This window comes from Legionella beliardensis (assembly GCF_900452395.1).
In the GTDB taxonomy this organism is placed as follows: domain Bacteria; phylum Pseudomonadota; class Gammaproteobacteria; order Legionellales; family Legionellaceae; genus Legionella_C; species Legionella_C beliardensis.
In genome coordinates this window covers 1,603,882-1,617,800 of record NZ_UGNV01000001.1, presented here as the reverse complement: position 1 = coordinate 1,617,800, position 13,919 = coordinate 1,603,882, and the positions used below count along the sequence as shown (strand labels likewise).

Sequence of the window (13,919 nt, the reverse complement as noted above, 5' to 3'; positions counted from 1 at the left end):
AATGTAATACAACTAATTTTGGAAGGGTGGGGCAGCATGATTATCACTTATGATGAATTTGAAAAAATAGACTTACGCTCAGGAACAATTATTAAGGCAGAGCAATTCTTACGAGCTAAAAAGCCAGCTTATAAAGTGTGGGTTGATTTTGGGCCGACTTTTGGTATTTTACAGACATCAGCACAAATTACCATTCATTATACGCCTAAGTCACTTGTAGGGCGCAAAGTGATTGGCTGTGTAAACTTAGGTGAAAAGAATATCGCAGGATTTACTTCGCAATTTTTATTAGTAGGCTTTTCTGATGAGAATGGCGCAATATGCTTAGCTACCACTGAGGCTAAAGTACCTAATGGGCAAAAGCTTCATTAAGCCATTAATAAAATATAGCCAAAAATAACGTTGGTAAAATGACAGGTATTCAATATTTAGCACATTACCAAAATATATTAATTAAATTACAAAAGTTTAAAAAATTCAAACCAATAAATAAAAAATTGAGCAAATTAAACCAAGCAAAATAGAAATACAATTCCGCTATTTTGTAAATAGCTTGTATAATATCACTTTATTATCGAACAATAAGGTTAAGCCGGTTATGAGCAGTGCAATTGATATTGTTGATCATTTTAATGCTTTGCTTAAAAGCATGGAGATCTTGCAGGATCATATTCGTACAAAATTAACTACTCATCCCGTTTGGATCAATGATCCGGCAAATAAAGAAATTTTAGTTCCAAATTATGAGCATTTCTTTGCTGCATTAATTGATTTTTACCCAGGCGATCTGGAAACTCCTCAACATACTAAATCTTATCAAGGTGCTTTAGGTGGTACGTTAGCAACGCTGCAACTCGTTCAAAATGTTAACAACAGTAAAGATGAATTAAAGTCTGTCATCAATGACTACTTAAAAGAAATGAAGAGCAAAGATACCCAAGTGATTCACACCATACTCAAAAATGCTGGTTTTCGTAGACTTAAATTAAAGCAAGTATATCGCCATATACCTTGCCTTGATTATCATCCAAGACGTATTACTTTTACGCAGGTTAAGCACAATTCTCATATTATAATTAGTAAGAAAGAACTTGCTGCTCGATTAGATAAAATAGGTAAGGGGCTTCATATTGATGTTCAACAACAAAAATTACAATTCTTAGACGATGATAAACTTGCCATACATCGTGACACGCAATGCCTATGGGCCGCAAATGTAGCTACTTTCAAAAATGAAGATGGATTATCTTTTACTAAAAAATTAATGACGTCTATGCCTATCATTTACCTTCATCAGGATGATTTACCAATTACGGATGTGAATTTTAGTCGTCGACAGAAACGTTCGTTAGCAACTGTCAGAAGTGATAAAAAAATTGAAGATGAAGTTTTTTTACCTTCAGCTGCAGCTTATCGTTATAAGAAAAAAAAATAAAAGCCTAGCCTTTAAAAGGCTTAGGCTAAATAATGCGACTTAATAAGGCAAAATTATATAGTAGAAGAAGGATTTGTATTCCCGTTCTCATCTTGTTTTTGCTCATTATTAGCGTTACTCACAGGTGCTGTAGGGTTTTTACTGCCGCTAAAAAAACTATAAATGGAGGAAATTGAAGAATAAGAATAGGAAGTAGCAGCAGAAATAGAAGTCTTAAGCGAAGAAATAAATGTTGGACTCTGATCAACTGTTGTATCCTCTTCATTAGAAGAAGATGAAGATGAAAATGACGAAGATGGACAAATAATTCCTTGCTCAACCTTCCTGCGATATTCAGGGCCATGAAGTTTTAAATACTTATCAAACTTTTTATGGACTTCATGGGTAGACATACATGACTCAGGAATATAGCTAATTATAGGTGGACTAGTTCTTGATTGATAGCGCTCAGTTGCTGTACCTTTGCTATTAAATGTTATGTTAGTTAAAGTATGGCCAATCATTTTTTGTATCTCACCAATAGTTAGCTTAGATTGACATTCACCACTAAAATAATAATCTGTTTCCATTTTGATATTTTTTCTATCAAGAAATGCTTTAAAATTACTTAATTTCATCTTGGTGAGATAAGTATAGATGGAGTTATGAGCACTATCTTTGCCAATAAATCCACGCATAGCAACGATCTGTAATGCTTCTTTTTGGCGATCGCCATTAATAATGATTTCACGCTCGGCCTTAATAACGATGTAGGCGTGCGTTGACTGATCAGTACTAGGAATAATGTTATTTTTGGAAACTAAAAATGACTCATCATTGCCGTCCTCTGGTTTTCTACCAGCCCCAATGATAGTGCCCATTTCATTTAAAATAATAAAACAGTGTTCCCGTAACCCTACTTCCTCTTCATAAAAATAGTAATCTGAGTCAACTAAATTACCATCATTTAATTCTTGGGAATTAGGGTTTTTCAAATTAGATTCAAAAGGTTGCTTCATAATTAGACTTATGTATATAATTTACTCTAATTATTCTAACATTGAAAAATTAAGGCAATATTAAACCATTAATTTCCATAATGAAGCTTAGTAGTAGTGCTTACTGTACTTTCTGCGTTATCTTTCTCTGTAGGGCTATCATCAGGCTGTTTGCTTAAGTTAGCTTCATTAGCAAAAAAAGTATAAGGCATAGATGAGAAAGGATCTGATGGCAGGGAAGATGATAAAGATGAAGATGAAATTGACCTTTGTTTATTTATTAAAATTCCATCATCAGAGCATCTAAGTTTCAGATGCTCGTCATGCTTTGAATGCAAAGTCAAGCAAGACTTAGGTATATAGCTAGTGAGTTCAGGACCATCTGATTTTTTAAAACGATCCGTTATCGTTCCCTTGGTATTAAAAGTGATGCCTTTTAAAGGTTGACCGATCATAGATTGAACATCGCTAACTTTTAATAAAGATTGGCATTCTCCGCTAAAATAATAGTCTCTACTATCTATAGTAATGCCGTGTTTTTTTAATACATTTTGAAGCTTATAGGCGTTAGATACCACTGATTGAAATAAGAAAGTGTGGCTACTATCTTTGCCAATAAATCCACGCATAACGACGACTTGCACGTTTGCAATTTGATTAGATTGGTTTCTAAGTTGGGCATTAATAACAATGTAGGCATGAGTTGAACCATCTTCGCTAGGAATAATCCCATTTTTAGATACTAAAAATGGCTCATTTTTATCTTCAAGCTTACTACTGGCCCCAATAACAATTCCGATTTCGTTTAAAACGATAAAAGAAATATCACGTAATCCTGCTTCTCGCTCATAAAAATAATTTTCTGCTACAGATTTTTCATCATCTTCGTCAGGCTCTACCTCTTTCTCTTTCCTGGGCTCTAATGTTGCCTCTTTTTTCCTTTTTGCATCAAGAGGGTTTTCTTCTTTATTATCCTTCTTTTCTACCGCTAAATTAGTCCTTTTTCTTGAATTTAAAGATAATTTTTGCTCAGCAGGGCTCTCTGGTTTTATCTCTTGGTTCTGAGGTTCGAAAGTTATTTCTTGCGTATTATCTGGCTGCAGTATATCATGCATGTCAGACACGGCTATATGAGCTGTAGCTGGGGTTTTTTCAAAAAGCTTCTTCATGATGAACTTATAAAACTAATCTAATTACAAATTCTAGCAAAAGAAAATTAAGTGAATATTAATAGTCTATGAGTTATCCCCAAAAACTGTGGATAACTGTGTGGGGAATCTGTTTAATGAAGTTACTTTAAGAAACTATTGTAGAGAATTTCTAATGGAATCGACTAATTCTTTAGCTTCTGAAAGGGTAAATGGTTTATATAAGAATCCTTTCATACCGACAGCCGCTGCTTGTGCATTAAATTGAGCTTCACTATGAATTGTTAAGGCGATGACAGGCGTGTCTTTATTAAGAGTACTGCTTGCTTTGATTAAACTGGTGGTTTCAAATCCATTGGGGCCATTGCTTAAGCCTAAATCCATTAAAATTGCATCATAACGTACTGTATTAGCTTGAGTTAAAGCGATCATGCCATTGTCAGCCGTATCAACTAAACAATTTAATTCAGTTAAATAAAGCTTGGCTACAATTTGGGCTGCTTTGGCGTCTTCTACGACTAATATTCGTACAGGTTCATTCATCTTTATTTCTGCCATTAACTTGATATTTAAATTAAAGCACACTGTTATTATACTTGCTTAATTAATGCATGAAACCTGCATGTATTCATTTAAAGTCAGTTCAGAAACTCTAAACGTAATAACTAAAATCGTTAATTAGAAGCTCGTATCAGCAGTTGATAAATTGAGAGAAATTGCTTAATTGTTTTATGAAAGCTATTTTCTTACATTTTTACCAATGAAGCTATTGTTAGTAAATTAATTATTTAAATTGCAAAATTTCTTACTATTTTCTTTTAATTCTAGGCTTATGTTAAGCTGGTAAAGGATGTAAAAATTACAATAACAATATTAAGGAATTATTATGAAAAAGAAATGGATATTACCTTCTATTTTACTTTCTCAAGTTATTATTGCGGCCCCTTGTCCATTTGACCAAGCAAAGAATTGTGAACTCAAAACAGATATTTTAAAGGATAAATCTCCTGAAGGTTTAAATTATTACGCACCGACTAATTATGATCATCGCATGTCTGGCGAAATCAATGTGTATGATGCAGGAAAAGTTGTTAAGAAAACAGATGGGGCCTTAACGCTTTTAGCTGATATTGTTAATCCTGGATTCTGGCGCTCAGGTGAGATTATGACTCGCGCTAATCTCACATCACCGCCATACAATGCCCCAACTCCCTCTGCAATTTGGACAACCAAAGTAATGACGCATGGTTACTTGGAAGTCAACGTCAGATTACCTTATTGTACAGCTAGTGCTGATGGAAGATGCCAAAATGGCAGTAACCCAGCTGATTATAATCGCGGCCTTTGGCCCGCCATTTGGATGATGCCCACTTATGATAATGAATGGCCATTAAATGGTGAGATTGATATTATGGAAGCTTATCCTAAGGATACAGCATTTAACGTAACGACTGCGGCCTTACATTTTAATGGCAACGACCCTCGTTGCGGCGGTAATGATTGTCGTGGCTGGGGCTATGGCTTAGGTAATCGTACATTCCCTGAATTAGCCTATCGACAGCCTCATACGTGGGGATATGAATGGGAAAAAGATCCCCAAAGTCCAAACGGTGGCTATATTATGACCGGCTATATTGATAATACGAGAGTTTGGGGCCCGCTAAGAACGGATACGCTACCTGCCGATGGCCCTAATGCTTTACGAAGAGGCTTTAACGATCCTAATGGTGGCTTTTATTTAATTGTTAACTTAGCGGTTGGTGGCCCTTACGCTGGTGCGCCAAACCCGCAATTGCAAAAAGCTAGTATGGATGTAAATAGCATTAAAGTGTACCAGGTCGGTGGAGGTAAGCCTACGGAGCAATGTATAGCACCAGTTAATATCACCTCATCGCAAACCGATGATATGAGAAGTGTTACCTTAAAGTGGAATCAACCACAAAATAGCGCACCCATCCAATTGTATCGGGTAAAAGACTGGCAGAAACGTTTATTATGGGAAGGTTCGCTATTAACCTTTACCGATAAAACCTTACCTGGTCAACCTGGTAAATACACCTATTTTTTAAGCTCAATGTGCGCTAACCAGGAATCACCTGATGTGCAATACGATGCGAATGTAGCTGAAAATATCTGTAATCCCCCAGGAAACATTACAACAACTTACTCTGCGGATAAAAAATCCGTTACTTTAAAGTGGGTTACACCTAGCAGTGGGTCGCCTGCTACCACCTTTGAGGTGCGCGATTGGATGAAGAGGGTCCTATGGAAAGGTGCCGGTTTAACTTGGACGGATAAAACACTACCCGGAAATTCTGGAAAATTTACGTATTTCTTAAATAGTGTGTGTCAAAACCAAAAGAGCTCAACCATGGTGCAAAAGGATGTTTTAATACCATAAATCACTAGACTTTACGCCTCAAGTTATTGAGGCGTAAGCTTTTCTTGATTGCTTGAGGAGTAAATTTTACAGATGATGCGGTTTTATCATGTCATAAAAAATGCTATTTTTTACCTGTTAGCAAAACGAACCATTGGTGTTCGTGCATTACTGCTGCATGAAGATAAAATTTTATTAGTGAAACATACTTATCAAAAAGGGTGGTATACCATAGGTGGCAGTATTGAGCCAGGCGAAACACCTTATCAGGCGCTCATACGTGAGTTGCAAGAAGAAGTAGGCGTAACCTTATCCTGCCGGCCAAAATTATTTTCAGTTTATTACAGTTGCCATGAAAAACGCGACGATTATATCATTTTTTATATTTGCCAATTAGGCCAGCAAGAGCCAGTTGTTTCTGCAGAAATTGCCGAGCAACAGTGGTTTTATTTACAGCAATTGCCCGTAGATATCTCGCCAGCAACAAAAAGACGCGTTGAGGAATACCAGGGCCGCGTCATGATTAGTGAATATTGGTAGAATAATACCTAAAACAATAAGATTGTTTCTATAAAATATTGCACAAAGAGGACTGTTGAGGCGAATATTGCTGCATAAAGTATGTTCCCTGTTTGATATTATCTTGATGAATTTTTTCAAAATAACCTAATAAGTCCTTAGCCCATGGCCAGAATGTATAGTCTTTTTCTTGGGTGCAATCGCGCCATCCGCCATGTATTTGCTGGCCCTTATAATTAAGAAAAAAATGAAAGCCAGGGATGGATTTAGAAGATCGTCGAAAGGCAAAATAAGATGAACCATCTATTAAGAGACAATCTTTTTTTTTAAAATCGCTAGGTAGACCTTGAACATGAGACCGTAAATAACTTGTACCTAATAATGACGCTAAATATTCTTCGACACGCACACACCAAAAGGCACGTTGGGCATAGCTTTGAAATGAATTAAATTTACTTTTATATAATTTAAGTGCCTCTAAATAAATAGTAACATCAAATACCAAGCCCATACGCTGTTGTTTTGCTGGTTTTACATAAAGATAAAAATCATTTAGTTTTTTGTAAGTGTCTTCATTCATCTTATTACAGCTAGGGTTAATGGTTTTATCGTTTATGATCGCATAAAAAACCGCTTTTAATCGTTCTATGGCGTCTCTCAAATCCCAATTAACTTTAGTAATTTTTCCATTTGGAAAGATTTTGAACTGTTTTTGCTTTTCTTCAAGTGTCATAAACTTAGCCATTTCTTGCGCCACATCATATTCTTCATTCATCAAAGCAATTTGCCATGCCGTGCAATTAACATATTTATAACGCCCTGGATTCATCTCAATTGGAATTTCGATTTTTTGGTCTAACTCATCAATGCAATTGGGATGGTATATTGTGCCACCATGCGTTAAAAGTAATGGATCATTTAACCAAATGGTTTTTGCTTGCTCCCATTCACCTAATGCAGCATGACTAAGGAGTTGCCTTAACTTAGTTAAAGCTTCTTGATAAGGTGGCAGCTGCTTGAAAAAATTAAATTGCTTACCTACTTGCGATAAATTTAACATGGCAGACGCTGGATAGTCATTTTCTTTTGCAATAGCGGCTGCAGTTTTCTGTGGATAAGTCATAAGAATTTATCCTCTCCTTAAGAGGTCTGGAACAATAATTAAGTTGATTAATAATTTTAATTTATTCTAGAAGAAATTGCCCAACATTTTTGCAAGAAGGTTATTGCTGATTAGGTAAAAAATGACTAAAAATAATCATCTTTTGGGCTGTATTCATTTTGAGTTATTATAAATAAAATCAAGGCATTGAGGTTAGACAAAATGGCAGGGACAAGTTTAGTTGCACTCATTGATGATATTGCCACAGCCCTCGATGATATCGCGGTTATGACCAAAGTCGCTACGAAAAAAACTGCTGGTGTGTTAGGCGATGATTTGGCACTTAACGCCGAGCAAGTCATAGGAATACATGCCAATAGAGAGCTTCCTGTGGTATGGGCAGTAGCGAAGGGTTCAGCTCTTAATAAACTCATATTAATCCCATTGGCGCTCTTAATAAGCTTCTTTATGCCTACTTTTGTGAGTATTTTGTTAATAGTCGGTGGCTTGTACTTATGTTTTGAAGGGTTTGAAAAAGTCATCAAAAAATTTCATAAGAAACAGCATGATCCAGAGAAGAAGTTAGAAAAAATAGCGTTGCAAGATACTGATATGCATCTATTCGAAAGAGATAAAATTAAGGGCGCAGTACGTACTGATTTTGTCTTATCCGCTGAAATTATTGTGATTACACTAGGTACAATTGCCACTGCGTCATTGATTAATCAAGTCATTGTATTAACATTAATTTCATTAATTATGACGATTGGTGTTTATGGCTTAGTCGCTTTGATTGTCAAATTAGATGATCTCGGCTTTATTTTGCAGGAAAAGAAGCGCCCCATTAAACAACTAGGCCTTCTTTTGGTGGGTAGCGCACCTATACTCATGAAACTCTTAGCTATAGCCGGAACAATTGCCATGTTTTTAGTAGGAGGTAGCATCATTAGCCATGAAGTACCTGTCATACATCATTACACACAAGACTTAACTTTTTTCACAGCGCTGGTCAGTGATTTCTTAATTGGTATAGTTGCTGGTGCGCTAACAGTGCTTATCTATTTTTATTTCAATAAAATTAAGCTAAAATTTAAGCGCTCAGTATAATTTCATTATAAATTACAATAAAAATAACAATTTAATTGGAATTAGGGTTGTAAAATGAAGTTAACCAATAAAGACATTATTTATTGTAATGACCAAATACGTAGACGAAATAAGCAAGCACGTTATAACTCAATAGAAGAGAAAAAATTTACCATGGCTGGTACAGGTGGTATGTTTTTAATGTGGCAACCTTATTCTAATTCGACCAACGAGCAAATTGGTTTACCTCAAGAAATAGGTCAAACTATCGGCGAGTATCTTGACTGGAAGAAAAGGACTAATATTGCACAGGTTTGTCAAAATGCCCACCAGTCCGCAATTTATCCTAAAGAGGAATATATTACTCGTCATGGTAAATCGTATGAAGAAGAATCATATGTCTCCTTGTTATTCTTTTAATTCATTTTAAGATTTAGTCATAAGAAATATCCTATTTATTTTTATAGGCTTAAGCGTTGTAAGCAGTCAGGGCGCCTTGCACCCGTTTAGCTCGTCTACTATTATTTACTAAATGTAGGACTTCTCATGACAATCAACTAACTGGCTCTAGAAGGTAGATAAATAGGGTATTTGCTAAGTAATTTAAGGGTTGTAATAAGTAATTTAATGATTGGATGCGTAGAGATTTAGCACTTTCCCTTTGAAATGAAGATGAATAGGTGAATTATGAATAAATCTCAAGTTGGAAAGTTCTGTTGGAACGAACTCATGACTACAAATATTGCTGCCGCTAAAGAATTTTATGAAAAAGTATTAGGGTGGCAGTATACCGAGCAAGCCATGGGTGAACATGTTTACACATTTATTAAGATAGCAACAGACGATAAGCCAATTGGTGGAATGTGGGAAATACCTAACCACGAAAAAGCTCAACTTTTACCTCGCTGGACAAGTTATATTTTAGTTGAAGATCTGGAAGAAACAGTCAACAAGGCAATTGAACATGGCGCCACAGTAAAAGTGCCTATTACTAAGCTTAGTAATTTTGGCAGAATTGCTGTTATTGTTGACCCTGCAAACGCGGCGATTGCACTTTTAGACAAGTTAGATTAAGTATAATAGTTAATGTACTTAGGATAAATTTTTAATCCCAATTCCGTCTTTAAATACAAAAGACTTTGAATATGCTTTTGTAGACTTAATTAATCCTTGGGAATAGTAGTAGATGAGGGCATGGATATAATAAGCCAGCAAAGTATAAGGGCTGGCTTAAGTCAATGCAGCTAAATCTATGAGAGCACTTTGCTAATATTAAATCTTATACTCTCAAAATTAAATTTAAAAAATAACACATTTTGATTTTGCGCTATAAGCCTCTTTATTATCCTCTACTTCTGGTTTCGCCCTATTTACTTCTTCAAGAAATAGTTTGCCTCCGGTTTTTAATTTTAACTTTGACCCTGTAAATTGCGGTACAGTTTGTGATGAGGCCACGGAAGTTTCGAGTACGTCAATACCAGTATTTAAGAAATAAATAGTGCGAATTTCACTATTCACAAAGCGTTGAACATCATGTTGGTAGTATTCAAGAGGCTCTTTTTGGGTTTTTGATGAGCTAAAGAAAGTGCTTGAGCTGATTTTATTTACCTCAACATTAGTATTTGCAAACAGTGCTTTCATTGCCTTAATAAATAAGGGTATGCAAGAAGCATTATCATTAAAGCTTCGGTAAAATGGGCAAGCAAAAGCTTCTTCTCCAAGTTGAAAGACTATTTTCCCATCTAGGTTCTTACAGAATACTTTACTGGCATAAATGGATAAAGTAATGGTAGATATTTTTAAACTGTCTTTTACACATGTTTCAGCAGTTAGGTGTTGTCGTGCTTTCAAATAAGTATCGATGGTTCTAACTAGGTCGACTGGAATTTTATCTTGATCCTTAAGCGTAAATGGATTTTTAAATGTAGCACTCTTCATTGCTTGATAAGTGGTTTCATCAATAAAGATTCTAAGAGAAATTGGGGTCAAATCATCTTTCAAACGACCTACGTATTCAGAAACCAAGTGCTTTGTATAGGCCAGTACGCCAGGCAGTTCTGTAACTTTATTTAAAGCGCGCGCTCTACCTTCAGCTTTATATTTAACTTCAACCGCATACCGCAGCGGCTCATTAATTTGATTTTCATCATTAAAAACCTGCGGATGAACAATTCCTCGCAACCCGCCACTTCCTATAAAATAATTAGTATCAGGATATTGGTCTTTTAATGCATTAAAATTTTTAATCTCTTGGTATTGAATTTTAATCCCAATCGACAGAGCATATTCTCTGAGTGTTTTTTCTAAATCACTAATCAATACTTTAGATGAAATACCAGCAAGGATTGCTCCAAAGCCGTTACTCTTATCCATTCCAGCAAAGGAACTTTGCTCAACATACATGGCATGGTTGCGTATAGGATGCTCGTATTTTTCAAACATCAGGATTTCTTTGTCAGAACATTGTAGTTTTAATTGAATGGCTGCTAAAAGTCCGATAGGCCCCGCACCGATAAAAAGAACATCAGGATTCATAAAGATTCTCGTAAGTGGAAGAAATAATAATAATTTTTTACCCAAAGATTACCATACTACCGGTTTAATTTATCCCAAAAAAACCAATAAAAAACTACCAACGCTATGCTATACTACAAAAGTAGTAATTTAATACAAAGGTAAAAGTGATGGGTGTCCCAATCAGAATTGATGATGAGATTTATGAAGATGCTAGAAAAGTAGCTAAGGCTGAATGCCGCTCAATACCTGGGCAAATTGAATTTTGGGCTAAGATTGGTAAATGTGCCTTAGACAATCCGGATTTACCCATTGAATTTATTAAAGATCTGTTAATAGCAAAAAACACCGATCGCTCTCTTGCTGAACCCTTCGATTTTGCCGAAGAATAAAATGGGTAACATACAAGTTAGCCAAATGCCTGCTTTTAAGAAGGCATTTAAAAAATTGCATACGGCCCAACAACTAGAAGTTAAAAAAGCAATCAAAGCTATTATAAAGAACCCCAATTTAGGAGTAGCTAAAAAAGGCGATTTATTGGGTGTTTATGTCTATAAGTTTAGGGTAAGCAACCAAGAGTATCTTTTAGCCTATGAGTGGCTTCCAGAAGAAAGAGTATTGTTGGCACTGGGAGTTCACGAGAACTTTTATAGAGACTTGAAGAAATAATCCTTAAGGAAGCCAGTTTGTGTTCCTTGTATTCCTCAGGAAATTATTAGCAAATAAAAATGTTAGTGAAAAACTCCCTAATACGATATCTTTAATTTGTTTCTCTTGGCATTTTTGTAAGGGAAAAAATAGTGTTTATAAACAGGGAAGAAAATAATGAATAAAGTAATTGTTATAACCGGCACCTCTTCTGGGCTTGGACTGAGTTTAGCCATTAAATTAGCCAAACAAGGTCATTGCGTTTATGCAACCATGCGTGATTTAAGCAAGAAAGGAGAATTAGTCAATGCATCCTATTCTCAGGATGCTAAGCTTTTTATAAAGTCATTAAATGTATCAGATACGACCAGTATCAATACCTGCATTAATGAAATTATTAAAGAGCAAGGTCGAATTGATTGTTTGGTAAATAATGCGGGGATGGGATTTATTAAAAGCACTGAGTTAGCTTCCGAGACAGAAATTAAAGAAGTCATAGATACTAATTTCATTGGTGTCGTTCGCTGTATTAAAGCAGTATTACCCCACATGCGAAAAGCAGGTAGTGGACATATCATCAATATTTCTTCAGTAGGAGGCTTAATTGGCCAACCCTTCAATGAAATCTATTGTGCTTCGAAATTTGCTCTAGAAGGTTATACTGAAAGCATGGCAACTTATATTCCTGCGTTTTTTAACGTTAAATTTAGTTTAGTTGAGCCAGGTGGTATTACTTCTGAATTTGCTAATAATCTTCTTGCTCGTTATAAAATGGAGCCTGACAATAACGCGAATGACTATGAGCCTTGTTTACAGCAATATTTAAGTGGCGCACAGAAACGTTTAAGTAAGGCAGACAGTGGCGATATTTATCAAACATCAAGTGAAGTCGCTGATTGTGTTGTCGATGTCATCAACAACCCTAACCCACCATTAAGAGTGAGAAGCTCTGATTGGGCAAATAACTTTTGCGCAATAAAAACACAGGCAGATCCAGATGGTTTGAAGTTAGTTAAACAAATTAATGAATTATTTTTATCCTGAGTTTTTGCATTAGTGTCTCACACGGCCACCTTTTAAAGGTGGCTAGTTTGCTGAACTATTAATTAAATTAATTGCGAAAATATTCGGTGTATTTATCTAAGAGCAACCTAATCATAGTTTGATAGTGCGTATGCTGCTCTTTGAAAGAATCATCAATTAAATTTTAAATTGAGGCCTTGCCAAAGTATTATCCTTGCTTTCTTCATTTTTTACAGCCCAAAAATGTAGAGGGCGTCTAATTTTAGGCTCATCTGGTGCAAGGCATTGCTTTTCTGGTTCATGTTTTAGATTTATTTGCGCTGAATAGCTTTTATCTAACTCATTAGTTTCTTGTTTTTCTATAGAAAGAGTTTGTTTAATTTTTTGTTTCATTGCGTCAGGCATGTTTCTCCAAACCAGGTTAGCCACTATCAATGAGGCTACTAGGACTGAAAATACACTAAGGACGATAGGGGCTGCGGGGGATGCAATGGCTAGCGCAGAGCAAATTATAGCTGCAGCAAATAACAAACTATTAAACAGATTATTAACTGTAGCCTGTAGATAATGCGTACGCGTCGCTTGTTTGTCTGCAATTAGATAGTTATAGAGATTGTAGCCAAATAATCCAATTTGATGTATGAATCCGATGGCAAATGCGCCCATCATTAACCAAGGTCCTAGGACAAAACTTACGTGCCAGACGGTTGCGGCAAGACTACCTGTAAACGCCATATTGGTTAAGGTTGTGCTAATTAAATTTACAATGAAGTCAAGGAACTTGGCGAGATTAAATTGCGCAAGTATATAAAATTCATAAGCTTGGTGAATAAGCAGTATTAGCAGCACAGAGCCTAAAATAGGCCTAAGTACAAGCCCTACTGGGGAATTATTAAATGTGGTAAGCCATTTGGCATTTGCACTGATAAATGACAAGGTAGCTTGAATTCCATCTTTTATGTTTAGTAAGCCATTTTGCAATTTTTTTCTAATCGACATAGAAGACTCCTAGGTTTTTCAAGGAATTCTATTATGTGATTAAGATCAATTTTCAGACAATATTCATTTGTGTTATCCTATTGTTCCA

General features: G+C 35.6%; 16 protein-coding genes. 10 read left to right on the top strand and 6 right to left on the bottom strand.

Going from position 1 to position 13,919, the window contains the following annotated elements; genetic code table 11:
• The first annotated feature begins 36 nt into the window (after window positions 1-36).
• Both DYE47_RS07115 and DYE47_RS07110 read left to right on the top strand, forming a co-directional pair.
• Entirely contained in the window at window positions 37-372 is a 336-nt protein-coding gene (locus tag DYE47_RS07115) for a tRNA-binding protein (protein WP_115302607.1), read from the top strand.
• Between the two features lie 226 nt (window positions 373-598).
• Window positions 599-1,435 carry a hypothetical protein gene (locus tag DYE47_RS07110; RefSeq protein ID WP_115302606.1) on the top strand — a complete coding sequence of 279 codons (837 nt, stop codon included), beginning with the start codon at window positions 599-601 and terminating at the stop codon, window positions 1,433-1,435.
• A gap of 53 nt (window positions 1,436-1,488) precedes the next feature.
• On the opposite strand, the gene DYE47_RS07105 is transcribed toward DYE47_RS07110, so the two are convergent.
• The 3 genes from DYE47_RS07105 to DYE47_RS07095 all read right to left on the bottom strand — a co-directional run bounded on the left by DYE47_RS07105 (window position 1,489) and on the right by DYE47_RS07095 (window position 4,118).
• Window positions 1,489-2,433 (bottom strand): hypothetical protein, encoded by a 945-nt coding sequence (locus DYE47_RS07105; protein ID WP_115302605.1) that lies wholly within the window; start codon window positions 2,431-2,433, stop codon window positions 1,489-1,491.
• A 68-nt stretch (window positions 2,434-2,501) separates the two neighbouring features.
• Window positions 2,502-3,581 carry a hypothetical protein gene (locus DYE47_RS07100; protein ID WP_115302604.1) on the bottom strand — a complete coding sequence of 360 codons (1,080 nt, stop codon included), beginning with the start codon at window positions 3,579-3,581 and terminating at the stop codon, window positions 2,502-2,504.
• A 135-nt stretch (window positions 3,582-3,716) separates the two neighbouring features.
• Entirely contained in the window at window positions 3,717-4,118 is a 402-nt protein-coding gene (locus DYE47_RS07095; protein ID WP_131750050.1) for a response regulator, read from the bottom strand.
• A 328-nt stretch (window positions 4,119-4,446) separates the two neighbouring features.
• On the opposite strand from DYE47_RS07095, the gene DYE47_RS07090 reads away from it, so the two are divergent.
• Complete coding sequence (locus DYE47_RS07090) at window positions 4,447-5,961, top strand: glycoside hydrolase family 16 protein (protein ID WP_242604159.1); 1,515 nt, start codon at window positions 4,447-4,449, stop codon at window positions 5,959-5,961.
• Window positions 5,962-6,033: 72 nt separating this feature from the next.
• Window positions 6,034-6,480, top strand: coding sequence for an NUDIX domain-containing protein (locus DYE47_RS16370; protein ID WP_115302601.1), 447 nt, complete (start codon window positions 6,034-6,036; stop codon window positions 6,478-6,480).
• A 28-nt stretch (window positions 6,481-6,508) separates the two neighbouring features.
• Here DYE47_RS16370 and DYE47_RS07080 read toward each other — a convergent pair whose 3' ends face one another.
• Window positions 6,509-7,582: a hypothetical protein gene (locus tag DYE47_RS07080; RefSeq protein ID WP_115302600.1), complete on the bottom strand. Its 1,074-nt coding sequence runs from the start codon at window positions 7,580-7,582 to the stop codon at window positions 6,509-6,511.
• A 201-nt stretch (window positions 7,583-7,783) separates the two neighbouring features.
• Here DYE47_RS07080 and DYE47_RS07075 point away from each other — a divergent pair, with 201 nt between their 5' ends.
• The 3 genes from DYE47_RS07075 to DYE47_RS07065 all read left to right on the top strand — a co-directional run bounded on the left by DYE47_RS07075 (window position 7,784) and on the right by DYE47_RS07065 (window position 9,721).
• Complete coding sequence (locus DYE47_RS07075; protein ID WP_115302599.1) at window positions 7,784-8,668, top strand: DUF808 domain-containing protein; 885 nt, start codon at window positions 7,784-7,786, stop codon at window positions 8,666-8,668.
• A 54-nt stretch (window positions 8,669-8,722) separates the two neighbouring features.
• A complete protein-coding gene (locus DYE47_RS07070) occupies window positions 8,723-9,067 on the top strand; it encodes an F-box protein (protein WP_115302598.1) in 345 nt (114 codons plus the stop codon).
• A 309-nt stretch (window positions 9,068-9,376) separates the two neighbouring features.
• On the top strand, window positions 9,377-9,721 hold the full coding sequence (locus tag DYE47_RS07065; protein ID WP_242604160.1) for a VOC family protein: 345 nt from the start codon (window positions 9,377-9,379) through the stop codon (window positions 9,719-9,721).
• Window positions 9,722-9,946: 225 nt separating this feature from the next.
• Here the strand turns inward: DYE47_RS07065 and DYE47_RS16365 are convergent, their stop codons facing one another.
• Window positions 9,947-11,182 (bottom strand): hypothetical protein, encoded by a 1,236-nt coding sequence (locus DYE47_RS16365; protein ID WP_242604161.1) that lies wholly within the window; start codon window positions 11,180-11,182, stop codon window positions 9,947-9,949.
• A gap of 149 nt (window positions 11,183-11,331) precedes the next feature.
• On the opposite strand from DYE47_RS16365, the gene DYE47_RS07050 reads away from it, so the two are divergent.
• The 3 genes from DYE47_RS07050 to DYE47_RS07040 all read left to right on the top strand — a co-directional run bounded on the left by DYE47_RS07050 (window position 11,332) and on the right by DYE47_RS07040 (window position 12,853).
• Window positions 11,332-11,553: a ParD-like family protein gene (locus tag DYE47_RS07050; protein WP_115302596.1), complete on the top strand. Its 222-nt coding sequence runs from the start codon at window positions 11,332-11,334 to the stop codon at window positions 11,551-11,553.
• A 1-nt stretch (window position 11,554) separates the two neighbouring features.
• Window positions 11,555-11,830 carry a type II toxin-antitoxin system RelE/ParE family toxin gene (locus tag DYE47_RS07045; RefSeq protein ID WP_115302595.1) on the top strand — a complete coding sequence of 92 codons (276 nt, stop codon included), beginning with the start codon at window positions 11,555-11,557 and terminating at the stop codon, window positions 11,828-11,830.
• A gap of 156 nt (window positions 11,831-11,986) precedes the next feature.
• Window positions 11,987-12,853, top strand: a complete 867-nt coding sequence (locus DYE47_RS07040; protein WP_115302594.1) for an SDR family oxidoreductase — start codon at window positions 11,987-11,989, stop codon at window positions 12,851-12,853.
• Between the two features lie 156 nt (window positions 12,854-13,009).
• Here the strand turns inward: DYE47_RS07040 and DYE47_RS07035 are convergent, their stop codons facing one another.
• The gene (locus tag DYE47_RS07035) at window positions 13,010-13,831 is read right to left on the bottom strand and encodes a hypothetical protein (protein ID WP_115302593.1); all 822 of its coding nucleotides are present in this window, start codon (window positions 13,829-13,831) and stop codon (window positions 13,010-13,012) included.
• Window positions 13,832-13,919: the final 88 nt, after the last annotated feature.